A 23,996-nucleotide genomic window follows, 5' to 3' on the forward strand; every position below is an offset into this window, starting at 1 on the left:
TTGTCCTACCTCAAAGCTGGGGGGGCGGTTCCGGGAGTGCGGCGGGCGCCGCACAGACCGGTCCAACTTCGATGAAAGTTAAACCATTCCCGGGCGGGGATGTGATCCGCACCACACTGCGGCCCCGCGGCTCACCCGGCGGCGGACTCCTCCGCCGCCAGCGCCGCGTCCAGCCGGGCTCGGGCGCCGTCCAGCCAGCGCTGGCACACCTTCGCCAGCTGCTCGCCGCGCTCCCACAGCGCCAGCGACTCCTCCAGCGTCGTCCCGCCGGTCTCCAGCCGCCGGACCACCTCCAGCAGCTCGTCCCGCGCCTGCTCGTACCCGAGCACCTGCTCGGCACCCGCACCCTGCTGATCAGCCATGCCGCCCAGGGTAGGCGCTCGGCCCGACAAAACCCCTTGCGCCCCGTCCTACGCTGCCGGGCATGAGCACCCCACGCCCGGCCCGGCCCGAGGACGCCGCCGAACTGGTCCGCCTGCGCACCCTGATGTTCGAGTCCATGCAGGGCGAACAGCGCCCCGGCCCCTGGCAGCACACCGCCCGGGAGCTGGTGGCCCGTCAGCTCGCCGAGCCCGAGCGCCGCCTGCAGGCCTACGTGATCGACGACCCCGACCGCCCCGGACGGCTGGCCAGCTGCGCCGTCGGCACCCTGGAGCAGCGGCTGCCCGCCCCCGGGCACCCCGACGGCCTGTTCGGCTTCGTCTTCAACATCTGCACCGACCCCGACCACCGCGGCCGCGGCCACGCCCGGGCCTGCACCGAGGCGCTGGTCGCCTGGTTCGACGCGCACCGCGCCACCCGGATCGACCTGCACGCCACCGAGGGCGGCGAGAGCCTCTACCGCAGCCTCGGCTTCCACGAGCACTCCACCGCGCTCTCCCGTCAGCGGCTGCTCGCCGACTGAGCGGCCGTCACCTACCGGGCCGGCCGGGTCAGCGAGCGGCGCAGGCTCAGCCGGGCCCGGTAGGTGAGCGTCTTCACCGCGCCCACCCGCAGCCCGGTCCGGTCGGCGATCTCCGGCGAGCTCAGCCCGTCCCAGTACCGCAGCCGCACCACCGCCCGCTGACGCTCGGTCAGCCCGGCCAGCGCCGCGCACACCCGGGCCGCCTCCGCCGCCGCGATCACCGACTCCTCCACCCGCACCCCCGAGTCCCGGTCGGCGACCGCCGCCACCGCCGACTCGCTGCGGGTGGAGCGGCGCTTCTCGTGGTCCAGCAGCACGTGCCGGGCGATCGTGAACAGCCACGCGCCGAGGTCCGTGCCGGTCCACCGGAAGCCCCCGATGCCCGCCATCGCGCGGACGAAGGTGTCCTGCGCCAGGTCCTCGGACAGCGGACGGCTCCCGGTCCGGCGGAGCAGGTACGCCAGCACCGCGCCGTGGTACTGCCGGTACAGCGCCGCCCAGGCCTCGGCGTCCCCCCGTTTCGCGGCCTCGATCAGCGCGGGCGCCGCCACCGGTCGCCGCGGCGGGAATTCCTCCATGCGAACCTCCGGGAAAGCTCAGGGAAAGCTCCGGAAATGGGAAGGTCCGTCACCCTAGGACCCGGTTCGCACCCCTGCAAGCGATTCGCGGAAAAGCTCCGCGAACACCCCGGAACTCCCGTTCCGGAGGGGGCTCGCGGGCCTTCGCGCGAGCCGCCCCGGACGCCCCCGGCGGGCCGTCAGCCCTGCTCCGCCACCCGCACGCCGAACGCGCCGCCCGCCACCCGGGCCCGCAGCGCCTCGCCGTCCGCGAGCAGCGCCGGATCCGTCACCACCGCGCCGTCCGCGCGCTGCAGCACCGCGTAGCCGCGCTCCAGCGTCGCCAGCGGCGACAGCGCCACCACCCGGGCCAGCGCGTGCCCCAGATCGGTCTGCGCGTGGTCCAGCCGGTGCCCCAGCACCCGGCGGGCCCGCTCCACCAGCGCCGTTACCTCCGCGCCGCGCGCCGCCACCGCCTCGGTCGGCGCCGCCAGCGCCGGCCGACTGCGCACCGACGCCAGGCCCGCCTCCTCGCGGTCCACCCGGTGCAGCACGTACCGCCGCGCCCGGTCCCGCAACTGCCGCACCCGGGCCAGCTCCTCGCCCACGTCCGGCACCACCCGCTTCGCCGCGTCGGTCGGCGTGGAGGCCCGCAGATCCGCGACGAAGTCCAGCAGCGGCTGGTCCGGCTCGTGGCCGATCGCGCTCACCACCGGCGTCCGGGCCGCCGCCACCGTCCGCACCAGCTCCTCGTCGGAGAACGGCAGCAGGTCCTCCACGCTGCCGCCGCCGCGGGCCACCACGATCACCTCCACGTCCGGATGCGCGTCCAACTCCCGTACCGCCGCGCACACCTGACCCACCGCCTGCGGGCCCTGCACCAGCACGTTCCGCACCTCGAAGCGGACCGCCGGCCAGCGCCGCCGGGCGTTCTCCAGCACGTCCCGCTCGGCGGCCGAACCGCGGCCGGTCACCAGGCCCACGCAGCCCGGCAGGAACGGCAGCGGCTTCTTCCGGGCGTCCTCGAACAGGCCCTCGGCGAACAGCTTCCGCTTCAACTGCTCCAGCCGCGCCAGCAGTTCACCCAGCCCGACGAGCCGGATCTCGGAGGCCCGCAGCGAGAGCGTGCCGCGCGCCGCGTACCACTCCGGCTTCGCCAGCACGATCACCCGCGAGCCCTCCTGCACCGCGTCCGCGACCTGCTCGAACACCGACCGGAAGCAGGTCACCGTCAGCGAGACGTCCCGGTCCGGGTCGCGCAGCGTCAGGAACACCATCCCCGCCCCCGGCCGCCGGGACAGCTGCGCGATCTGCCCCTCCACCCACACCTCGCCCAGCCGATCGACCCACCCGCCGATCAGCGCCGAGACCTTCCCCACCGGCAGGGGTGCTTCCGGACTGCTCGCATTCGCCATCCCCCGAGGCTATGCGAACCACGGACGGGAACCCCGGCGGCGCGGAACCCCCCCGGCCGCCGCGCTACCGCCGTCGCCCGACGAGCAGCACCAGCATCCCCGCCGCGAACCAGACCGCGCCCACCACCAGCGCCGTGTGCGAGGCCTCCACCAGCACCGCGACGATCACCGCGATGCCGAGCAGCGGCACCACGCCGTGGCGCAGCCAGTCGCGCGAGCCGCCGCGCACCACGTACCAGCCGACCACCGAGCAGTGCAGCAGCACGAACGCGGTGAGCGCGCCGACGTTGACCACCGAGGTCAGCTGGTCGAGCCCGTCGTCCCTGCTGGCCGCCCAGACCGCGGCGACCAGCGTGATGACGGCCGCGGCCAGCAGCGCCCGCCGCGGCACCGCGGAGCGGAGGTCGACCACGCCCAGCACCCGGGGCAGCCGGCCCTCCCGCCCCATCGCGAACACCAGCCGCCCGGCCGCGGCCTGCCCGGCCAGCGCGGCGAACGCGGCGCCGATCGCCTTCGACGCGGCGATCAGCACGTGCAGCCAGTGCCCGACCCCGGCCTCGACGGTGTCGTAGAACGCCGACCCCTGCGCGGCCGGGTCGGCGGCCAGCTGATCGGGCGTCATGGGCTCCAGCACGGCCGCCAGGTAGGTCTGCGCGACGAACAGCAGGCCGGCCGCGAACAGGCACCACAGCACGGCCCGGGCGACCGCTGCGGACGCGCCCACCGCCTCCTCGACGAAGGACGCGATCGCGTCGAAGCCGAGGAAGGACAGCACCGCGACCGACACCGCCGACAGCACCGCCGTCAATGAGAACTCGCCGACTCCCCCGAACGGGGAGCCCCAGTCGCGGGCCGCCCCGTGCTGCGCCAGCACCACCACCGCGGCGACCACGAACACCGCCAGCACCACGATCTCCATGGCCAGCACCGCGAAGCCGACCACGGCGGCCGTCCGCACCCCGCTCAGGTTGAGCGCCGTGGTCAGCAGCACCGCGAGCGTCGTCCACACCCAGCGGGACACGTCCGGAACCAGCGAGTTCAGCGCGATCCCGGAGAACAGGTACGCGACGGCCGGGATCAGCAGGTAGTCCAGCATCGCCATCCACCCGGCGACGAACCCCGGCCCCTCGCCGAGCCCGGCCCGGGCGTACGCGAACACCGAGCCGGCCCGCGGCACCGCGCGCACCATCTCGGCGTACGACACGGCCGTGAACCCCATCGCCACCGTGGCCACCAGGTACACGGCCGCCACCGCGCCGTGGCTCTTCGCGTCCAGCACCCCGAACACGCCGACCGGCGCCATCGGGGCGATGAACAGCAGCCCGTACACCATCAGATCGCGCACCCCGAGAGTGCGCCGCAGCTCCGTGTCCTGCGCCTGTGCGTTCACCCTTGCCATTCCACCCCGCGCCCCGCCCGCGGCACGGCGGCGACGCGCGTCCGAGCCCGCCCGACTCGCCCGTACGATGGAGCCATGTCCACCAGTGCTCAGCGCCGTGTCCTGCTCGCCGCCCCCGTGGCTACTGCGCGGGTGTCGACCGCGCCGTGATCGCCGTGGAGAAGGCCCTGGAGCAGTACGGGGCGCCCATCTACGTCCGCAAGCAGATCGTCCACAACAAGTACGTCGTGCAGACCCTGGAGAAGCAGGGCGCGATCTTCGTCGACGAGACGGAGGAGGTGCCCGAGGGCGCGATCGTGGTGTTCTCCGCGCACGGTGTCGCCCCGTCGGTCCACGACGAGGCCGAGGCCGGCAAGCTCGCCACCATCGACGCGACCTGCCCGCTGGTCACCAAGGTGCACAAGGAGGCCCGCCGGTTCGCCGACGAGGACTACGACATCCTGCTGATCGGCCACGAGGGCCACGAGGAGGTCGTCGGCACGATGGGCGAGGCCCCCGACCGGATCCACCTGGTGGACGGCGCCGAGGACGTCGCCAACGTGAAGGTCCGCGACGAGTCCAAGCTGGTCTGGCTCTCCCAGACCACCCTCTCCGTGGACGAGACCATGGAGACCGTCGGCGCCCTCAAGGAGCGCTTCCCGCTGCTGGTCTCCCCGCCCAGCGACGACATCTGCTACGCCACCCAGAACCGCCAGGTCGCCGTCAAGCAGCTCGCCCCCGAGGCCGACCTGCTGATCGTGGTCGGCTCCAAGAACTCCTCCAACTCGGTCCGCCTGGTCGAGGTCGGCCTGGAGTACGGCGCCAAGGCCGCCCACCTGGTCGACTTCGCCGAGGAGATCGACCCGGCCTGGCTGGAGGGCGTGCGGACGGTCGGCCTGACCAGCGGCGCGTCCGTGCCGGAGATCCTGGTCGACGGCGTGCTGCAGCTGCTCGCCGCGCACGGCTTCGAGGACGTGCAGATCGTCAAGACCGCCGAGGAGCACCTGACCTTCTCGCTCCCCAAGGAGCTCCGCCGCGACCTGCGCGCCGAGGCCGCCGGCAAGGTCTGAGCCCCCGTCGACTCCGCCGACGCCCGGATTCCTCCTCCCGAGGGGTCCGGGCGTCGCCCGTGCGGGCGGGGACCGTCCGGGAACGGCTGCGCCCGCCCCCGCGCCCCCGTACGTTGGTGCGAGAGCCGGCCGGCAGCGGACGCCCCGGCGCTACGGAAGGCGACGGCAGTGACGACGGTCTTCGGCGTGGACATCGGCGGTTCGGGCATCAAGGGCGCACCGGTCGACCTGGACAGGGGCGTGCTCGCGCAGGAGCGGCACAAGGTCCTCACCCCGCACCCGTCCGGGCCCGACGCGGTGATCGACGCCGTCTGCGAGGTCGTCCGGCACTTCGAGCACCGAGGCCCGGTCGGCCTGACCTTCCCCGGCGTGGTCGTCGACGGGCACACCCGCACCGCCGCCAACGTCGACAAGGGCTGGATCGGCCTGGACGCCGCCACCCGGTTCAGCGAGGCGCTCGGCATGCCCGCCACCGTGGTCAACGACGCCGACGCGGCCGGCCTCGCCGAAGTCACCCACGGCGCCGGGCGCGGCCGCTCCGGCGTGGTCCTGCTGCTCACCTTCGGCACCGGCATCGGCAGCGCGCTGTTCTCCGACGGCGTGCTCGTCCCCAACACCGAACTCGGCCACCTCGAACTGCGCGGCAAGGACGCCGAACGGCGCGCCTCCTCCGCCGCCAAGGAACGCCACGACCTCAGCTGGCCGCAGTGGGCCGGACGGGTCGACGAGTACCTCGACCTGGTCGAGATGCTGTTCTCCCCGCAACTGGTGATCGTCGGCGGCGGCGTCAGCCGCAAGCACGAGAAGTTCCTGCCGCTGCTCAAGGACCGCCGCGCTGAGGTGGTGCCCGCCGAACTCCGCAACGACGCGGGCATCGTCGGCGCGGCGATGGCCGCCGGACGGCAGCCGCTGACGGCCGGCCGCTGAGCCGCCGCTGCCGCCGGGGGCTCCGGGCCGCGGGGCTAACGGGCGCGGTGGCGGCGGCGCTGGGCGACGTAACGCGCGGTGACGATCGCGGCGGCCAGGCCGGTGCCGGTGAACAGCCAGGCCGCGCGCAGCGCCAGCCCGCCGGCCAGCGCCACCACCTGGCCGGTGACGCCGTGCGCGGCGTCGGGCTGCAGCAGCACCAGTGCCGCCGCGAACGCGATCGGCCCGCAGATCGGCGCGGCCGGCAGGTCCGGGTACCGCACCCGCACGGCCAGCTGGAAGCACACCACCAGATAGCCGAGCCCGAACAGCACCCCGAGCCCCCCGAACACCAGCCGGTCCACGGCCGCGAACGCCAGCGTCCCGGCGACCGCGACCACCCCGGTGCCGACCGCCGTCAGCCGGGCCGGCGGGCCGCCGGCCCGCTGCCGACGGGCCGTCAGCAGCCGGTGCAGCACCTGCAGGGCGGGTGGCCCGGTCCGGCCGCCGGAGGCCGACCGCAACCTGGATTCGGGGGGCCCGCTCTGCCCCGGAACGGCGGCCTCGGCGGCGCCGCGCCCCGGCGCTCGTCTCCTCGGCCCTGGCGGCTGGGTACGGATGCTCTGCTCCACCCGACCAACGTACGGTCCGATCATCGACACCCTGTGTAATGGCCGCCGAGCAATTGGTCCGTGTCCGTTCGCTGCGCGCCCCACCGCGCTGCCTCGGGCCCCCGCACGCCCCGTAGACTGGGGGATCGGCCCGTACCGGGCCACCTCGACGCCCTCCAAGCCACGGGACACCACTCTCCATGTCGCTCACGATCGGAATCGTCGGCCTGCCGAACGTCGGCAAGTCGACCCTTTTCAACGCCCTGACCAAGAACGACGTGCTGGCGGCCAACTACCCGTTCGCCACCATCGAGCCCAACGTGGGCGTCGTCGGTGTCCCCGACCCGCGGCTGGACAAGCTCGCCGAGATCTTCGGCTCGCAGCGCATCCTCCCCGCCACCGTCGACTTCGTGGACATCGCCGGCATCGTCCGCGGCGCCAGCGAGGGCGAGGGCCTGGGCAACAAGTTCCTCGCCAACATCCGCGAGGCCAACGCGATCTGCCAGGTCGTCCGCGCCTTCACCGACCCCGACGTGGTCCACGTGGACGGCAAGGTGTCGCCCAAGGACGACATCGACACCATCCACACCGAGCTGATCCTCGCCGACCTGCAGACCATCGAGAAGGCGCTGCCCCGGCTCCAGAAGGAAGCCCGGCTCAAGAAGGACACCGCCCCCGTCCTGGCCGCCGCCGAGGCCGCGCAGGCCATCCTCGAAACCGGCAAGACCCTGTTCGAGGCGGGCTTCGACACCACCCTCGTCCGCGACCTCCACCTGATGACCGCGAAGCCGTTCCTCTACGTCTTCAACGTCGACGAGGACGCCCTCTCCGACGAGGACTTCAAGAACGCCCAGCGCGCCCTGGTCGCCCCCGCCGAGGCCATCTTCCTCAACGCGAAGATCGAGTCCGAGCTCATCGAGCTCGAGGACGACGAGGCCCTCGAACTCCTCCAGTCCATGGGCCAGGACGAGCCCGGCCTCGCCACCCTCGCCCGGGTCGGCTTCGCCACCCTCGGCCTGCAGACCTACCTCACCGCCGGCCCCAAGGAAGCCCGGGCCTGGACCATCAAGCAGGGCGCCACCGCCCCCGAGGCCGCCGGAGTCATCCACACCGACTTCCAGAAGGGCTTCATCAAGGCCGAGGTCACCTCCTTCGAGGACCTCGTCGCCACCGGCTCCATCGCCGAGGCCCGCGCCAAGGGCAAGGCCCGCATCGAGGGCAAGGACTACGTCATGCAGGACGGCGACGTGGTGGAGTTCCGCTTCAACGTCTGACGCCTCCCGCGACACCCGAAGGGACCGGCCCGCCAGGGCCGGTCCCTTCGTCGTGGGCGGTCAGAGGCCGGCGACGAGCTGTTCGAGATCCAGGTCGATCTCGAACGGCACCGGACGCCGGAGGGTGCCCCGGAAGATGCCGACCGGGACGTAGCTCCGCGTCGGCCCGTCGAGTTCGTAGACGTGCACGACCGGGTGGCCGTCCTCGTCCTCGATGCGCCAGTAGTGCGGGATCCCGGCCTCGGCGTACTTGCGGAGCTTGACGGTGCGGTCGCGGTGGGCGGACTCGGGGGAGACGACCTCGACCGCCAGCGTGACCTCTTCGGCGGCGAGCCAGGTGCGGTCGCGGTCTATCGGTGCGTCGGTCACCAGCAGGTCCGGCTCGGGCCGGTTCCGGGAGTCGAGCTTGACGGTCATCTCCCTGCCGACCTTGAAGCCCTCCGGGCACTGGCCCATGAGTGCGACGGTGAGCATGGTGACGAGGTGGCCGTGCCACCAACGCTGCGGCGACATCATGAAGACGAGCGCTCCGTCGATCAGTTCGGTGTGCCGGGGCGCCTCGGGGAGGCGGTCGAGATCCTCCGCGAACCAGCCCTCCGCGCGCGGCGGGCGCATCCAGTCGGGCAGTGAGGTCATGCCCTCAGGGTAGTGGGTAGACACTGTCTGCTCGCTGCTGGTAGACAGTGTCTATGAGTGATGAGCAGACGTCCCTGCGCGAGCGCCTGGTGGATGCCGGGGTGGAGTTGGTGCTGGCGGAGGGGTCGGGGCGGTGGGGCTGCGGGAGATCGCCCGGCGGGCGGGGGTGTCGCACGGGGCGCCGCGGCGGTACTTCCCGACGCACCGGGAGCTGCTGTCGGCGGTGGCGCGGCGCGGGTTCGAGGAGCTGGCGCGGCGGTTCGCAGGGGTGCGGGCGGAGGGGCCCGGGCGCGGCTGGAGGGGGCGGCGCGGGAGTACCTGGCGTTCGCGGCCGAGCGGCGCGGCATGTACGAGCTGATGTTCCGTCACGACCTGCTGAGCAGCGACGGGTCGGAGCCGGACGGCCCCCGGCTGCGGGAGTCGACGGGGCCGCTGTTCGGGGGGATGGCCCGGCTGGTCGGGGAGTGCACGGGGGACGCGGAGCGGGCCCCCGTGGTGGCGGCCGCGCTGTGGGCGAACCTGCACGGCCTGGCGCAGTTGCAGGGCTGGGGGAGCGTCGGGCTGATGCTCGGCGAGGGCCGGGAGGACGCGCTGCTGGAGGCCGTCCTGACGGCGCACCTGGGGGCGCGGTGAGCCGCCTCGCGCTCCCGGTGAGCGCTGCGGCCGCCATGCTGGTGGCCCTGGACGGCACGGTGCTGCTGATCGCCCAGCCCGCGATGCGGCGCGAACTCGGGGCAGGCGCGGCCGCGTTGCAGTGGACCAGCACCGGCTACCTGGTCGCGGTGGCGGCCCTGCTGGTGGTGGCCGGACGGCTCGGCGACCGCTACGGGCACCGGCCGACGCTGCTGGCGGGCGTGCTGGGCTTCGGTGCGGCCTCGGCGGGCATCGCGGCCGCCCCCACGGTCGGCTGGGTGATCGCGCTGCGGGTCGCCCAGGGCGCGTTCGGGGCGCTGCTGCAGCCGGGGACGCTGGCGCTGCTGAGGCTGTGCTGCCCGCCGGAGCGGCTCGGCCGGGCGATCGCGGTGCGGACGGGCGCGATCGCGCTCGCGGCGGCCGCGGGCCCGCTGCTCGGCGGCGTGCTGGTGGCGCAGTTCGGCTGGCGGTCGGTGTTCTGGATCAACGCGCCGGTCGCCGTGCTGATCGCGGCGATGACCCTGGCGCTGCGTCCGCCCGAGGTCGAACGCGGCCGGCAGCGGCTCGACCTGGCGGGCGCGGCGCTGCTCGCGACGGCGCTCGCCGTGCTGGTGCACGCCCTCGCCGAGGTGCCCGGCTGGGGCTGGACCGCTCCCGGCACGCTCGCCGAACTCGCCGCCGCGGCAGCCCTGCTGGCCCTGCTGGCCGGCCACGAGCGGCGCACCGCCGAGCCGGTGGTGCCGCGCCCGGTGGCCCGGTCGCGTCCGGTGATCGGCTCGCTGGTGCTGCTACTGACCTCCTCCGCCGGGCTGTTCGGCGCCCTGTTCAGCACCACCTTCCGACTCCAGGACGCGCTGCGGCTCGGCCCGTTGGCCACCGCGCTGCGGATGCTGCCGCTGACCGCGCTGATGGTGCTGGGCGCCCCGGCCGCCGCCCGGGCACTGCGCCGGTACGGGCCGCGCCGCACCGCGCTCGCCGGGGCGCTGCTGCTGGTGGCGGGCATCGCCGCCCTGGCCGGCCCGGGCGCCGGCGGCGGCGCGACCGCCGCGACGGCGGTGGCCTCGGCGCTGATGGGCGCGGGTTTCGCGGTGGTGATGGTGACGGCCACCGGCAGCGTGGTCGGCGACGCCCCGCCGGGCTGTGCGGGCGCGGTCGGCGGCCTGAAGCAGACCGCGATGAACGTCGGCCCGACGCTGGGCATCGCGGCCGCCTCCGGTGCGGGCCCGCACGGCGCGCTGCCGGTGCTGGCGGTGCTCGCCGCCGTCGGGCTGCTCCCGGCCGCCGCGCTGCCGGTCGGCCGACACGCGCCGCGCCGCGAACCCGTGGCCGCCGGCGCGTGACAGGCTGGCCGGGTGGCGGAGGATGAGGTGACGGCGGCCCGGCGCCCGGTCGGCGCGCTGAGTTCGACGGTGCTGGACTGTCCGGACCCGGAGCGGCTGGCGGCGTTCTACCGACTGCTGACGGGCTGGCAGGTGACGTACCGCAGCGAGGCGTACGTGTTCATCGGGGACGGTCCGGTGCGGATCGGCTTCCAGCGGGTCGGCGGTTTCCGCCCGCCGGAGTGGCCGTCCGACGGGGCCCGTGCGCACCTGGTCTTCACGGTGCCCGAACTGGAGCCCGCCGTCGCCGAGTTGCTGGCGGCCGGGGCGAGCAGGCCGGAGCAGCAGGCGGGCGGCGAGCGCCGGGTGACGCTGCTGGACCCGGACGGCCATCCGTTCTGCCTCGCCCTGCCCGAGTGACGCCCGGCCGAACGGCCGTGCGGGTCAGGGCAGTCGGACGACCAGGCCGCCGTCCGGGTTCGCGGTGACGGTGACGCCGGTGAGGTCGGCCACGTGGTGGTCGGGCCGGTGGGCGGCGGCGCGCGGGCCGATGCCGAGCACCGGCATGCCGGCGGCGCGGGCGGCGGCGATGCCGGCCTCGGAATCCTCCAGGACGAGGCACTCGGCAGGGGCGACGCCGAGTTCGGCGGCGGCCTTGAGGAAGCCCTCGGGGTCGGGCTTGCTGGCGCCGACCTGCTCGGCGGTGACCATCAGCGGCGGCAGCGGGACGCCGGCCGCGGCCATCCGGACCCGGGCGAGGCGCTCGTCGGCGGAGGTGACCAGGGCGTGCGGCAGTCCGGCCAGTGACTCCACCAGCCGCCGGGCGCCCGGGACTTCGACCACGCCGTCGGTGTCGGCGGTCTCCTCGGCGAGCATCTGCCGGTTCTCCGCGTGGTTCTGCTCCATCGGGCGGTCGGGCAGCAGCAGTGCCATGGAGAGGTGGCCCTGGCGGCCGTGGACGGTCCGCATCACCGTGTCGCCGTCGAGCCCGTTGCGGTCGGCCCAGGCGCGCCAGCAGCGTTCGACCACGGCGTCGGAGTTGACCAGGGTGCCGTCCATGTCGAGCAGGACGGCGCGGACCGGCGGGGTGAGGACGGGCATCGGGGCTCCTCGGGGGCCTCGGGCGAGTGTTTGTTCCACAATCGTACAAAACCCGTGGCGCCCGGGGCGGGCCTCACCCCGGACGGCGCGGGCCTCACCCGGCACGTGCGGGCCTCACCCCAGCAGGTGCGCGTTCACGGCCCGGGCCTCCTCGGCCAGCTCCGGCAGCTCCACCACCTCGATGCCGGCCGCGGTGAGCAGCGCGGTGCCCTGGCAGGCCTCGACGAACAGCGAGGGCTCCCGCCAGGCCACCACCACCCGCGGCACCCCGGCCGCCACGATCAGCTCGGCGCACGGGTGCGGCCGGGACGCGCGCCGCCCGCACGGTTCGAGGGTGCTGTAGACGGTGGCGGTGCGCAGTCGCGGATCGCCGACCGGGAGCTTGCCGAGCGCGGCCTCCTCGGCGTGGTTGACCGCGTCGACCTCCCGGCTGAAGCCCTCGGCGAGCACCTCGCCGTCCGCGCCGACGATCACCGCGCCCACCGAGAACGCCGTCCGGGACGGCGGGCAGTGCCGGGACAGTTCGATCGCGCGGCGCAGCCATTCCTGGTCAGTGGTCATCGGAGGACTCCTTCGGGGCGTACCGCAGCAGGACGACGTCCCCCACGGTACGGGCCTCCAGCAGGCGCATCCGGCGGGCCGGCCCGCCGGGGTAGGCGGCGGGGCCGAGGAAGCGCGGTGCGGCGGGCTGGCCGACCAGCAGCGGGGCGACGGCGAGTTGGAGTTCGTCGGCGAGGCCCTCGGCGAGGAACTGGGTGTGCACGCCGCCGCCGCCCTCGACCATCAGCCGGCGCACCCCGCGCGCGCCCAGGTCGTCCAGCACGGCGCCCAGCGGGACGGCCGCGCCGAGGCCCGCCACCTCGGTGCCGGGCGCCCCGGCCAGGGCCGCGCGCAGCGCGGGCGCGGCGGCGTCGGTGGTGTAGGCGAGCTTGGCGCCGCCGGTGTGCCAGAAGCGCAGCGCGGGGGAGAGCGCGCCGCTCGCGCTGAGGGTGACCTTCAGCGGGTGGGCGGGCAGTCCGGCGGCCTCCCGTTCGGCGCGCCGGGCGGGCGAGTTGACGAGCAGTCGGGGGTTGTCGGCGCGCAGCGTGCCGCCGCCGACCAGGATCGCGTCGCTGGCGGCGCGCAGGGCGTCGACCCGGTCGAAGTCCTCGGCGTTGGAGAGCAGCAGCCGGTCGGGGGAGGCGTCGTCGAGGTGGCCGTCGATCGACACCGCGGCGCTCAGCAGGACGTAGGGGCGGGGCACGGGGCGGGCTCCATGGTCGGCGGTCGGGCCACCCACCGTACGCCGTCGCTCAGGCGGGGGTGCGCGGCGGCAGCGGGAGCGGCAGCGAGGGCAGGCCGTCGATGCTGACGGCGACGTGGTCCTTGCCCGCGCAGTAGTCGCCGAAGTTCTCCTCGCCCTTGCGGGCGAAGTACTGCCGGTGCAGCTCCCGGTCGGAGCGGTAGTCCATGAACGGGACGGCGAACCCGCAGGAGTCGCTGATCCGCTCGGCCCGCACCAGGACGATCGCGCGCAGCCCGACGCCGTCGGCGGCGGGGTCGAAGCGGCCGAGCAGCCCGGCGAACCGGGGGTCGTCGCGGAACACCGGCTCGCCCCGGCCGTGCACCCGCAGCACGGTCGGCGGGCCCTCGAAGGCGCACCACATCAGGGTGATCCGGCCGTTCTCCCGCAGGTGGGCGATGGTCTCGGCGTGCGAACCGCCGAAGTCCAGGTAGGCGAGGGTGAGTTCGTCGAGGACGGCGAGGGTGCCGGAGCGGCCCTTGGGGGAGAGGTTGACGTGGCCGTCGCCGGACAGCGGGGCGGTGGCCACGAAGAACACGGGCTGCCTGTCGATGAACGCGCGCAGCCGGTCGTCGATGCGTTCGTAGGACTTTCCCATGTGGACGATTCTGCGCCCGGCGGCCTCCCGCGGGCGAGGCCATTTCACAGTCGTCTCACCATGCGATACGGAATTGTCCGATTCTTGGAACGCGTTCCTATCCTGGAGGGGTCGTCTTCGAGGGAGAGGGGAACCGCCGTGGCCGGCTACACCCACGGGCACCACGCCGCCGTCCTGCGCTCGCACCGCACCCGCACCGCCGCCAACTCCGCGGCCTACCTGCTGCCCGAACTGCGCGCGGGCCAGCGGCTGTTGGACATCGGCTGCGGGCCCGGCACGATCACCGCGGACCTGGCCGACCGGCTCGGCCCGACCGGCCGGGTCGTCGGCGTCGACCCGTCGGAGGAGGTGCTCGTCCAGGCCGCCGCGCTGGCCGCCGGGCGCGGGCCGGACCGGCTGACCTTCGAGGCCGCCGACGTGTACCGGCTGCCGTACGCCGACGCCTCGTTCGACGTGGTGCACGCCCACCAGGTGCTCCAGCACCTGGCCGACCCGGTCGCCGCACTGCGCGAGATGCGCCGGGTCACCGCCCCCGGCGGGGTGATCGCGGTCCGCGACGCCGACTACGCGGCCATGACCTGGTACCCCGAACTGCCGGAACTGGACGAGTGGCTGGCGCTCTACCGGCGGACCGCCCGAAGCTCCGGCGGCGAGCCCGACGCCGGCCGCCGCCTGCTGGCCTGGGCGCACGCCGCCAGCCTGACCGACGCCCGGCCGTCCTCCAGCACCTGGACGTACGCCACCGGGCCCGAACGCGCCTGGTGGTCGGAGAGCTGGGCCGAGCGGACGGAGCGCTCCAACACCGCCGCCACCGCCCTGGCCGAGGGTCTCGCCACCCCCGCGGACCTGGCCCGGATCGCCGCCGGCTGGCTGCGCTGGGCCACCCATCCGGACGCCTGGTTCGCCGTCCTGCACGGTGAACTCCTGGTGCGCGTAAGCTAGTTGGGAATCACCGGCCCGAGGCTCGGTCCGGCCCGACCCCCACCGGGCCGGACCGCTACGGTGGGGCGCCATGGGAACCCCCGACCGCCCGGCCGCCACCCACCGCGTCATGCGCCAGGACGACAACGGCAACCGCTTCCTGGTCGCCCGCGGCCTGACCCGCCCCGCCGCCGAGGCGATGGCCGCCGAGTTCGAGGCCCGCGGCCACAAGCAGCTCTACTGGACCGAACCCGACGAGGCCGGACCGGCCGCGCAGTAGCCGCCGCGGGCCCGCCGCCGCGTAGCGTGGCGGAAGCAGGGGCGGCCACCAGCGAGGAGGACATCCGTTGGCACTGGAGATCGAGCGCAAGTTCCTGGTCCCGGACGGCGAAAGCGTCCCCGACGGGCGGGAGTTCGAGGTCCGGCAGGGCTACCTGGTGCTCGGCCCGGACGGCGCCGAGGCCCGGGTGCGGGACCAGGACGGCGCGTGCTCGCTGACCGTCAAGCGCGGCGCCGGCCTGGTCCGCGGCGAGTGGGAGACCCCGCTCGCCGCCGAGCAGTTCGAGGCGCTGTGGCCCGCCACCGAGCACGCCCGGGTCGCCAAGACCCGCCGGGTGGTCCCGCTCGGCCGGCACGAGGCCGTGGTCGACACCTTCCACGGCCGGCTGGCCGGACTGCGCACCGTCGAGGTCGAGTTCGCCGACCGGGAGGACGCCGCCGCCTTCACCCCGCCGCCCTGGTTCGGCCCCGAGGTCACCGACCGCGCCGACCTGAAGAACCAGCACCTCGCCACCGCCGCCGGGCCGCCCCGCCCCTGACGTAGGGTCGGGAGCCGGCGGGCCCCGGCACGGCGCCCGCGCGGCGAGCACGAGGGCGGCAGGACGGCGATGGCAGAGCTGATCGACACGGTGGCGTGGGTCCGACTGGAGGGCGGCCGGATCCTGTGCGCGCGCCCCCGCGGCAAGGACGCGTTCTACATCCCCGGCGGCAAGCGCGAGGGCGACGAGACCGACCTGCAGACCCTCGTCCGGGAGATCGCCGAGGAGCTCACCGTCGCCATCCGCCCCGACACCGTCGCCCACGTCGGCACCTACCACGCCGACGTGCCGGGCCACCCGGCCGGCGCCACCGTCCGGATGGCCTGCTACCTCGCCGACTACACCGGCACCCTCGCCGCCAGCAGCGAGATCGAGGACGTCGAGTGGTTCGGCTACGCCGACCGCGACCGCGTCCCCCCGGTCGACCAGCTGCTCTTCGACGACCTGCACCGCGACGGCCACCTGCGCTGACGGCCCGCGCACCGTCGCCGCGCCGAAACTCGAACACCCCCTTCCTGCCCGTTCTGTACGCCAATCGGACAGACGACCCCTATGCCGGGATAGCTGCGCCTTTCCCTGGGTATGGCAGTGTTCGGCAGCATTCGTCACGATCGGTAGCCGGGCACGGCGCAGCGTGGCGACGGCCCGCGCCCCGGCGGCCCGCCGGTGGCGCGTTCCAGCGACGGCCGGAGGCCCCGTAGGTGGCGAAGCCGGGTGACGGCGGGGGAGAGCACGAGGCGTCCGGCCTGCCCTCGCGCGGTTCGCGGCGGCCGAGCGGCCCCGCGCTGCCCATAGGCGGCGGCCGGTCCGGCCGGGCGGCTGCCCGCGCCCGCCTGCGCAGGCGACCCGGGCCGAGCAGCCCCGGCCGTCCCGGCCGCGGAGCCCGGCAGCGCGCCCACCGCCGGCCCGGCCGCCACGCAGCCGCCCGCCGGCGGGCCGCTGCGCACCTCCCGCGGCCGCCCCGCCCGGGCGTTCCCCGGCACGGCCGGCCCGCACCCGGGCGCGCGCTCCGACGCCGGGCCCACCGCGCTGCACCCCGGCCGCCGCACCGAGGGCGGCAGCCTGCTGGACGTGGTGCGGGTGGCGATCGTCATCCTGGACACCGCGGGCCGGGTGGTGCTGTGGAGCCCCGCCGCCGAGGAGATGCTCGGCTGGCCCAGCGAGGTGCTGGTCGGCCGGGCCATCGAGGACCTGACCGCCGACCCGGAGGATGCCCGGCGGGCCGGGGCGGCGATCCAGGAGACCCTGCGGCGCGGCTCCTGGCACGGCTTCACCGCCATCAGCGACCGGGACGGCGTCCCGGTCGAGGTCGAGGCCCGGCTGTCGCTGCTGGTCGACGGCGACGGCTCGCCGTACGTGCAGGCCGCGCTCACCGAGGCCGCCGCGCTGCGCGCCGTCGAGCGCGACCTCGCCGTCCGCGACGCGCTGTTCGAGCAGTCCCCGCTCGGCATCGCCGTGCTGGACACCGAACTGCGGTACACCGCCGTCAACCGGACGCTGGCCGAGATGAACGGCCTGCCCGCCGAGGCGCACATCGGCCGCACCACCGGCGAGACCCTGCCGGAGCGCTCCGCCGACGAGATCACCGCCCTGCAGCGCCAGGTGCTGGCCACCGGCGAGCCCGTCATCGACGTCACGCTGGCCGCGCCGCACACCGGCCGGGCCGGCTACCGGTCGATCTCGTTCAGCCGGATGACCGACCGGTCCGGCCGGGTGCTCGGCATCTCCGGCACCGCGATGGACGTCACCGAGCGCTACCGGGCGGTGGCCAAGGTCGAGGGCGCCCGGCGGCGGCTGTCGCTGCTCAACGAGTTCGGCTCCCGGGTCGGCGACCTGCTGGACGCCTCGATGATCGCCCAGGAGCTGGCCGGCGCGGTGGTCCCGCGGCTGGCCGACTACGCCGCGGTGATCCTGCTGCAGGCCGTCGCGCACGGTGACGACCTGCCCCGGCACGGCCACGACCGGCACACCTCGCTGCTGCAGCTCGGCGTCGCCGCCGTCCAGGACGGCCCGGCGGTGGAGGCCATGCTCCGGCACGGCGCCCGGATCACCTTCGAGGACGGCTCGGTGTTCGGCCGGGTGCTGCGCAGCGGCGTCCCCGCCCTGCTCACCGGCGCCGAGCTGGACGCGCTGTCCTTCCCCGACGACCCCAAGGTGGAGGCCGCCCGCGAGCTCGGCATCCACTCCCGGCTGGTGGTGCCGCTGCGGGCCCGCGGCATCGTGATCGGCCTGCTGGTGGTCAGCCGGGCCGGCTACCGCGAGGGCTTCGACCGCGACGACCTGGCCTTCACCGTCGAACTCGCCGACCGGGCCGGCAGCTCGCTCGACAACGCCCGCCTGTACGCCCGCGAGCGGACGGCCGCGCTCACCCTGCAGCGCACCCTGCTGCCGCAGCAGGTCCCGCAGCCGGCCGGCGTCGAGGTGGCCTACCGGTACGTGCCGGGCTCCAGCGGCACCGAGGTCGGCGGCGACTGGTTCGACGTCATCCCGCTGCCCGGCGACCGCACCGCGCTGGTGGTCGGCGACGTGATGGGCCACGGCCTGCGGGCCGCCGCCACGATGGGCCGGCTGCGCACCGCGGTCCGGGTGCTGGCCGCCCTCGACCTGGCGCCCGAGGTGGTCCTGCGGCACGTCCACGAGCTCGCCGACGACCTCGCCCAGGGCCCCGACGAGGCCCTGCTCGCCACCTGCGTCTACGCGGTGTTCGACCCCGCGCGGCGCAGCCTGACCGTCACCAAGGCCGGCCACATCCCGCCGGTCCTGGTGGTGCCCGGCGCCGACGCCGAGCCGGCCCGCTCCGGCGGTCCGCTGCCCGGCGGCGCCGGCCAAGTGCTCGACCTGCCCTCCGGCGCGCCGCTCGGCGTCGGCGGAGTGCCGTTCGAGTCGATCGAGATGGAGATCCCGGACGGCAGCCTGCTCGCCCTGTGCACGGACGGGCTGGTCGAGTCGCGGGACAAGGATCTGGACGTGGGACTGGGGAGGTTGGTCAGCGTGCTCGAACAGCCGTACGCCTCGATCCAACAGGCGTGCGAGGCCGTCCTCGACACCATGGAACAGGGCCGCGAGCCCGACGACGTGGCACTCCTGCTGGCCCGGCTCGGCCAGGGCAGGGACGACGCGCCCACCGCCGGCTGGACCCTGCCGGCCGAGCCCACCGCGGTGTCCCGGGCCCGCCGCCTGGTCCGGCACACGCTCGCCGACTGGGGCGTCGAGGCCCTCACCGACACCGCGGAGCTGCTGGTCAGCGAGCTGGTCACGAACGCCGTCCGGTACGCCAGCGCCCCGATCGGGGTCCGGCTCACCCTCGGCGAGGTGCTGCTGGTGGAGATCTCCGACCCGCTGCCCGACCCGCCCCGGGAGCGGCACGCGAGCGCCGGCGACGAGGGCGGGCGCGGCCTCGAACTGGTCCGCCGGCTCGCGCTGCGCTGGGGCACCCGGGCCGAGGGGCTGGGCAAGGTCGTCTGGTTCGAACTGGCAGACTCGGACGTTCAACCACCCGAGTCGATGTTGTGACGTTGAAGGGCGTGTGCGCTCGCGCCCCGATGATGAATACTCGGACATCGAATACTCGGTCTTCTCGACACCGGATGGGCGCGCGGGTTGGAGGGGTCGGTCCGTTGAACAGCTTCCCGGCACGGAACACGACGCACGGAAGCAGCGGCCATGCCGCGCTGCCGGAGCAGCCGGGTGCCCCGACGGTGCCTGCCACCCTCCCGGACGGCTGGGAACAGGGCTCCTCGGGCACCATCTACGACTACATCCGCGTCGCCACCTTCGCGATCGGCCCCGACGGGCGGATCGCGCAGTGGAGCGACCGGGCCGCCCAGTTCTTCGGCGTGCCCGCCGCCGAGGCGGTCGGCGCCGACCCGATCACCGCGTTCATACCGCGCGAGCTGTGGCAGCGCGGCCGGGCCCGGCTGGAGCGCATCCTGTCCGGCGAGGAGTGGGTCGGCACCGCCCCCTACCGGGACCTGTCCGGCGCGGAGAGCCTCGCCGAGGTCTACGCGATGCCCGACAGCGCCGACGGCTCCGCCACCTGCCTGGCCGTCGACCTCGGCCGGCTGCGCGCCATCGAGACCGACCTGGCCGCCTCCGAGGCCGTAATCGGCCAGACCCCCACCGGGTTCTTCCTGTTCGACACCGACCTGAAGCTGCAGCGCGTCAACGCCGCCTTCGCCACCGGCCTCGGCCGCACCCCCGCCGCCCTCCAGGGCCTCGCCCCCGGCGACGTGTTCCGGCCCTCGGACGCGGACCGGCTGCTGCTCGCCCTGCGCAAGGTCCTCACCGGCCAGGAGCCGGTCCTCGACCTGCGGATCTCCGGCCCCGCCCGCCCCGGCCACGGCCCGGCCGGCCGCGACGACGACCAGCGCACCTGGGCGGTGTCGCTGTACCGCCTCACCGCCGCCGGCGGCCGCCCGATAGGCGTGGCCGGCCAGGTCCAGGACGTCACCAGCCGGCACATCGCCGAACGCGAGGCCGCCGGGGTCCGCCGCAGCCTCGCGCTGCTCAACGAGGCGTCCACGCACATCGGCTCCACCCTCGACCTGGAGACCACCGCCAAGGAACTGCTCGACGTGATCGTCCCGCAGTTCTGCGACGTCGCCACCGTCGACCTGTACACCGCCCTGCTCACCGGCGACTCCTCGCTCACCGCCAACCCCGAGAACGGCGAACTGCGCCGGGTCGCGGTCTCCAGCGTGGTCGGCAACGCCCCCTCGGTGCTCGGCAGCGAGCGCGGCGGCGTCCGGGTCGCCGAGGCCGGCGGCACGCTCTGCTACCCGCCGCGCTCCCCGCACGCCCGCGCGCTGCGCACCGGCCGCAGCGTCGTCCCGCAGCCCGGGCCCGACCCGCTGCTGCGCTCCACCCTGGTGGTGCCGCTGGTCGCCCGCGACCAGGTGCTCGGCCTGGTGCAGCTGTCCCGGGCGATCGGCAGCGAGCCGTTCGACGCCCGCGAGGTGGCGATCGCCGAGGAGCTGGTCGCCCGCGCCGCCGTCTGCGTCGACAACGCGCGGCTGTACCGCCGCGAGCACGAGCGGGCGCTGATCCTGCAGCGCAGCCTGCTGCCCCCGGGCAACCCGGCGGCGTCCGGCCTGGAGATCGCCCGCCGCTACCTGCCCAGCAACAACAACACCGAGGTCGGCGGCGACTGGTTCGACGTCATCCCGCTGCCCGGCAGCCGCACCGCCCTGGTGATCGGCGACGTGATGGGCCGCGGCCTGCGCGCCGCCGTCGCGATGGGCCAGCTGCGCACCGCCGTCCGCACCCTCGCGATGCTCGACCTGGATCCGGAGGAGGTGCTCTCCGCCCTCGACGAGATCGCCCGCGGCCTCGGCAACGACGACGCCGAACCGGACCGCGCCGGCGCCGAGGTCTACCTCGCCACCTGCGTGTACGCGGTGTACGACGCGGTCAAGCAGCGCTGCACCTTCGCCAACGCCGGCCACCTGCCGCCGGTGCTGCTCGCCCCCGGCGAGCGCGCCCGGATGCTCGACGTGCCGCCCGGCCTGCCGCTCGGCGTCGGCGGCGAGCCGTTCGAGGAGGTCACCGTCGACCTGCCCGAGGGCGCCGTCCTCGGCCTGTACACCGACGGCCTGGTGGAGTCCCGCAAGCACCAGCTGGACGAGGGCCTGAAGGCGTTCCGCACCGCCCTCACCAACGGCTCCGACCGCCTGGAGGAGCTCTGCGACCAGGTGCTGGACGAGCTCAACCCGCACCACGGCGAGGACGACATCGCGCTGCTGATGGCCAAGGTCCACGCCCTGCCCGCCGGCTCGGTCGGCGACTGGCGGCTGCCGCCCGAGCCGACCTCGGTCGCCCGGGCCCGCGAGGCCGCCTGCGGCTGGCTGCTGGAGCGCGGCCTGGACGAACTGGTCGACACCTCCGAGCTGCTGGTGAGCGAACTCGTCACGAACGCCCTGCGGCACGGCCGCGGCGAGATCCGGCTGCGCCTGCTGCGCGACCGCACCATGGTCTGCGAGGTCTGGGACGACGCCTACGCCCAACCGCGCCAGCGCCGCGCCCAGGAGACCGACGAGGGCGGCCGCGGCCTGCAGCTCGTCTCCCTGCTGGCCGAGCGCTGGGGCAGCCGCCGCACCCCCAAGGGCAAGATCGTCTGGTTCGAGCTGTCGCTGTAGCCCCGGATGCCCCGGTTCGTACCGGGAGCAGTCCCGGGCGACTGTGATCCAAACCTCCTCGGGCTGCCCGTTTCTGCTCCATTGCGGGCTTCCCCGTACGATGGGGAGAAGCCGAGGCATGTGCCGTGCCCGGTGGGTGGACCGGTGAATGCTGACGCGGGCCGGGCACCGTGACCCACGATTCCGGGAGAATCAGCGCCGCATGCCCACGCGCAACGACATCCGCAACGTCGCCATCGTCGCCCACGTCGACCACGGCAAGACCACTCTGGTCGACGCCATGCTCAAGCAGGCCGGTGCCTTCGCGGCCCACCAGCAGCTCGACGACCGCATGATGGACTCGAACGACCTGGAGCGCGAGAAGGGCATCACCATTCTCGCGAAGAACACGGCGGTCAAGTACCACCCCAAGGACGGCGGCGCGCCGATCACCATCAACATCATCGACACCCCGGGCCACGCCGACTTCGGTGGCGAGGTCGAGCGCGGTCTGTCGATGGTGGACGCGGTGGTGCTGCTGGTCGACGCCTCCGAGGGCCCGCTGCCGCAGACCCGCTTCGTGCTGCGCAAGGCGCTCTCCGCCCGCCTGCCCGTCATCCTGTGCATCAACAAGACCGACCGTCCGGACGCCCGGATCGACGAGGTCATCAACGAGACCTACGACCTGTTCCTCGACCTGGACGCGGACGAGGACCAGATCGAGTTCCCGATCGTCTACGCGTGCGCCCGTGACGGCGTCGCCTCGCTGACGAAGCCGGAGAACGGCACCGTGCCGGCCGACTCCACCAACCTGGAGCCGTTCTTCTCCACCATCCTGGAGCACGTCCCGGCGCCGACCTTCGACGAGGGCGCCCCGCTGCAGGCCCACGTCACCAACCTGGACGCCGACAACTTCCTCGGCCGCATCGCGCTGCTCCGCGTCGAGCAGGGCGAGCTGCGCAAGGGCCAGACGGTGGCCTGGATCAAGCGCGACGGCTCGATCCAGAACGTCCGCATCTCCGAGCTGCTGATGACCGAGGCGCTCACCCGCAAGCCGGCCGAGGTGGCCGGCCCCGGCGACATCTGCGCCGTCGCGGGCATCTCCGAGATCATGATCGGGGAGACCCTCGCCGACACCGAGAACCCGGTGGCGCTGCCGCTGATCACCGTCGACGAGCCGGCGATCTCGATGACCATCGGCACCAACACCTCGCCGCTGGTCGGCAAGGGCGGCTCCGGCAAGGGCGCGGACGCCAAGTCCTCCGGCAAGGTCGACCGCAAGGTCACCGCCCGCCAGGTGAAGGACCGCCTGGACCGCGAGCTGATCGGCAACGTCTCGCTGCGCGTCCTGGACACCGAGCGTCCGGACGCCTGGGAGGTGCAGGGCCGCGGTGAGCTGGCGCTGGCCATCCTGATCGAGACCATGCGCCGGGAAGGCTTCGAGCTGACCGTCGGCAAGCCGCAGGTCGTCACCCGCGAGATCAACGGCAAGACCCACGAGCCGGTCGAGCGCCTCACGGTGGACGTCCCCGAGGAGCACATGGGCGCCGTCACCCAGCTCATGGGCATCCGCAAGGGCCGGATGGACAACATGTCCAACCACGGTTCGGGCTGGGTCCGGATGGAGTTCGTGGTGCCGTCCCGCGGCCTGATCGGCTTCCGGACCGAGTTCCTCACCAACACCCGCGGCACCGGCATCGCGCACTCGATCCACGAGGGCTACGAGCCCTGGTTCGGCACCCTGACGACCCGTAACAACGGTTCGCTGGTCGCCGACCGCGCCGGTGTGGTCACCGCCTTCGCGATGACCAACCTGCAGGAGCGCGGCGTGCTGTTCACCGACCCCGGCACCGAGGTGTACGAGGGCATGATCGTCGGCGAGAACTCCCGCTCCGACGACATGGACGTGAACATCACCAAGGAGAAGAAGCTCACCAACATGCGGTCCTCGACCGCCGACGTGGCCGAGTCGATCGTCCCGCCGCGCAAGCTCTCGCTGGAGCAGAGCCTCGAGTTCTGCCGCGAGGACGAGTGCATCGAGGTGACCCCGGAGACCGTGCGCATCCGCAAGGTCGTGCTGGACGCCAAGGAGCGCGGCCGCACCGCCTCGCGCGCCAAGAAGGGCTGACGCCCGCCCGTTTCGGCCGACCGGCCGGTGTCCTTCGGGACGCCGGCCGGTCGTGTTTTTGGTGACGCTCCGTCATGAAGGCCCGGCCGACGGCTGTTCGGTAATCGGACATCACGGATCGTCATCCGCGACAACTGTCCGTTTCGCCCCTGTCTGGCTATGTCTGGAATGTCCGAATATCAGGATTCATGCCCCGTTCATGTGACCAAATTGAAATCCGGATTGGTCAATTCCGTACCCGTGGGTGACCGATAGTGGGTGCAGTCGAGCTCGGGTCGAGGCTTCAGCGCAGGGGTGCGCGCCAGGCCGCGAGCGATCTGCAACACGATTTC

At 74.2% G+C, this 23,996-nt stretch carries 20 protein-coding genes and 3 pseudogenes; 14 read left to right on the forward strand and 9 right to left on the reverse strand.

What is annotated here, in order from left to right; genetic code table 11:
* Positions 1 to 131: 131 nt before the first annotated feature.
* Positions 132 to 362 (reverse strand): exodeoxyribonuclease VII small subunit, encoded by a 231-nt coding sequence (locus KCH_RS22330; protein ID WP_035865522.1) that lies wholly within the window; start codon positions 360 to 362, stop codon positions 132 to 134.
* A gap of 62 nt (positions 363 to 424) precedes the next feature.
* Here KCH_RS22330 and KCH_RS22335 point away from each other — a divergent pair, with 62 nt between their 5' ends.
* Positions 425 to 904: a GNAT family N-acetyltransferase gene (locus tag KCH_RS22335; RefSeq protein ID WP_035865525.1), complete on the forward strand. Its 480-nt coding sequence runs from the start codon at positions 425 to 427 to the stop codon at positions 902 to 904.
* 11 nt (positions 905 to 915) lie between these two features.
* On the opposite strand, the gene KCH_RS22340 is transcribed toward KCH_RS22335, so the two are convergent.
* From KCH_RS22340 to KCH_RS22350, 3 genes are all read right to left on the reverse strand, one after another.
* The gene (locus tag KCH_RS22340) at positions 916 to 1,482 is read right to left on the reverse strand and encodes an RNA polymerase sigma factor (protein ID WP_035865528.1); all 567 of its coding nucleotides are present in this window, start codon (positions 1,480 to 1,482) and stop codon (positions 916 to 918) included.
* 179 nt (positions 1,483 to 1,661) lie between these two features.
* Entirely contained in the window at positions 1,662 to 2,876 is a 1,215-nt protein-coding gene (xseA, locus tag KCH_RS22345) for an exodeoxyribonuclease VII large subunit (protein ID WP_035865531.1), read from the reverse strand.
* A 64-nt stretch (positions 2,877 to 2,940) separates the two neighbouring features.
* Positions 2,941 to 4,275, reverse strand: coding sequence for an APC family permease (locus KCH_RS22350; protein ID WP_035865534.1), 1,335 nt, complete (start codon positions 4,273 to 4,275; stop codon positions 2,941 to 2,943).
* Between the two features lie 75 nt (positions 4,276 to 4,350).
* On the opposite strand from KCH_RS22350, the pseudogene KCH_RS22355 reads away from it, so the two are divergent.
* Positions 4,351 to 5,324 (forward strand): annotated as a pseudogene (locus KCH_RS22355) (4-hydroxy-3-methylbut-2-enyl diphosphate reductase).
* Positions 5,325 to 5,492: 168 nt separating this feature from the next.
* On the forward strand, positions 5,493 to 6,251 hold the full coding sequence (gene ppgK, locus KCH_RS22360) for a polyphosphate--glucose phosphotransferase (RefSeq protein ID WP_035865539.1): 759 nt from the start codon (positions 5,493 to 5,495) through the stop codon (positions 6,249 to 6,251).
* Between the two features lie 35 nt (positions 6,252 to 6,286).
* On the opposite strand, the gene KCH_RS22365 is transcribed toward ppgK, so the two are convergent.
* Positions 6,287 to 6,862 carry a DUF6542 domain-containing protein gene (locus tag KCH_RS22365; RefSeq protein ID WP_157032157.1) on the reverse strand — a complete coding sequence of 192 codons (576 nt, stop codon included), beginning with the start codon at positions 6,860 to 6,862 and terminating at the stop codon, positions 6,287 to 6,289.
* A 179-nt stretch (positions 6,863 to 7,041) separates the two neighbouring features.
* Between KCH_RS22365 and ychF the strand changes: the two genes are divergently transcribed.
* Positions 7,042 to 8,115: a redox-regulated ATPase YchF gene (ychF, locus tag KCH_RS22370; RefSeq protein ID WP_035865543.1), complete on the forward strand. Its 1,074-nt coding sequence runs from the start codon at positions 7,042 to 7,044 to the stop codon at positions 8,113 to 8,115.
* Between the two features lie 60 nt (positions 8,116 to 8,175).
* Here ychF and KCH_RS22375 read toward each other — a convergent pair whose 3' ends face one another.
* Entirely contained in the window at positions 8,176 to 8,751 is a 576-nt protein-coding gene (locus KCH_RS22375) for a Uma2 family endonuclease (protein WP_035865546.1), read from the reverse strand.
* Positions 8,752 to 8,804: 53 nt separating this feature from the next.
* Between KCH_RS22375 and KCH_RS22380 the strand changes: the two are divergent.
* From KCH_RS22380 to KCH_RS22390, 3 genes and pseudogenes are all read left to right on the forward strand, one after another.
* Positions 8,805 to 9,384: pseudogene (locus tag KCH_RS22380) on the forward strand (TetR/AcrR family transcriptional regulator).
* Positions 9,381 to 10,724: an MFS transporter gene (locus tag KCH_RS22385; RefSeq protein WP_035865549.1), complete on the forward strand. Its 1,344-nt coding sequence runs from the start codon at positions 9,381 to 9,383 to the stop codon at positions 10,722 to 10,724. Before KCH_RS22380 ends, KCH_RS22385 begins: the two are co-directional and overlap by 4 nt.
* A 12-nt stretch (positions 10,725 to 10,736) precedes the next feature.
* Positions 10,737 to 11,123, forward strand: coding sequence for a VOC family protein (locus KCH_RS22390; protein WP_244305402.1), 387 nt, complete (start codon positions 10,737 to 10,739; stop codon positions 11,121 to 11,123).
* Positions 11,124 to 11,147: 24 nt separating this feature from the next.
* Here KCH_RS22390 and KCH_RS22395 read toward each other — a convergent pair whose 3' ends face one another.
* The 3 genes and pseudogenes from KCH_RS22395 to KCH_RS22410 all read right to left on the reverse strand — a co-directional run bounded on the left by KCH_RS22395 (position 11,148) and on the right by KCH_RS22410 (position 13,684).
* On the reverse strand, positions 11,148 to 11,804 hold the full coding sequence (locus KCH_RS22395; protein WP_035865556.1) for an HAD-IA family hydrolase: 657 nt from the start codon (positions 11,802 to 11,804) through the stop codon (positions 11,148 to 11,150).
* A gap of 114 nt (positions 11,805 to 11,918) precedes the next feature.
* Positions 11,919 to 13,047, reverse strand: a pseudogene (locus KCH_RS43435) (dihydrofolate reductase family protein).
* Positions 13,048 to 13,096: 49 nt separating this feature from the next.
* Complete coding sequence (locus KCH_RS22410; protein WP_035865563.1) at positions 13,097 to 13,684, reverse strand: pyridoxamine 5'-phosphate oxidase family protein; 588 nt, start codon at positions 13,682 to 13,684, stop codon at positions 13,097 to 13,099.
* Between the two features lie 138 nt (positions 13,685 to 13,822).
* On the opposite strand from KCH_RS22410, the gene KCH_RS22415 reads away from it, so the two are divergent.
* The 7 genes from KCH_RS22415 (at position 13,823) to typA (ending at position 23,664) form a co-directional block, all read left to right on the forward strand.
* Positions 13,823 to 14,626, forward strand: a complete 804-nt coding sequence (locus tag KCH_RS22415) for a methyltransferase domain-containing protein (protein WP_035865566.1) — start codon at positions 13,823 to 13,825, stop codon at positions 14,624 to 14,626.
* A gap of 70 nt (positions 14,627 to 14,696) precedes the next feature.
* Positions 14,697 to 14,885 (forward strand): hypothetical protein, encoded by a 189-nt coding sequence (locus tag KCH_RS22420; protein ID WP_035865569.1) that lies wholly within the window; start codon positions 14,697 to 14,699, stop codon positions 14,883 to 14,885.
* A 67-nt stretch (positions 14,886 to 14,952) separates the two neighbouring features.
* A complete protein-coding gene (locus KCH_RS22425) occupies positions 14,953 to 15,423 on the forward strand; it encodes a CYTH domain-containing protein (RefSeq protein WP_035865573.1) in 471 nt (156 codons plus the stop codon).
* Positions 15,424 to 15,492: 69 nt separating this feature from the next.
* The gene (locus tag KCH_RS22430; RefSeq protein ID WP_035865576.1) at positions 15,493 to 15,894 is read left to right on the forward strand and encodes an NUDIX hydrolase; all 402 of its coding nucleotides are present in this window, start codon (positions 15,493 to 15,495) and stop codon (positions 15,892 to 15,894) included.
* 600 nt (positions 15,895 to 16,494) lie between these two features.
* Entirely contained in the window at positions 16,495 to 18,936 is a 2,442-nt protein-coding gene (locus KCH_RS22435) for a SpoIIE family protein phosphatase (protein WP_244305403.1), read from the forward strand.
* Positions 18,937 to 19,094: 158 nt separating this feature from the next.
* Positions 19,095 to 21,557: a SpoIIE family protein phosphatase gene (locus tag KCH_RS22440; RefSeq protein WP_244305679.1), complete on the forward strand. Its 2,463-nt coding sequence runs from the start codon at positions 19,095 to 19,097 to the stop codon at positions 21,555 to 21,557.
* A gap of 202 nt (positions 21,558 to 21,759) precedes the next feature.
* The gene (gene typA, locus KCH_RS22445; RefSeq protein WP_035865579.1) at positions 21,760 to 23,664 is read left to right on the forward strand and encodes a translational GTPase TypA; all 1,905 of its coding nucleotides are present in this window, start codon (positions 21,760 to 21,762) and stop codon (positions 23,662 to 23,664) included.
* Positions 23,665 to 23,996 lie beyond the last annotated feature (332 nt).

Source organism: Kitasatospora cheerisanensis KCTC 2395 (genome assembly GCF_000696185.1).
Classification (GTDB): domain Bacteria; phylum Actinomycetota; class Actinomycetes; order Streptomycetales; family Streptomycetaceae; genus Kitasatospora; species Kitasatospora cheerisanensis.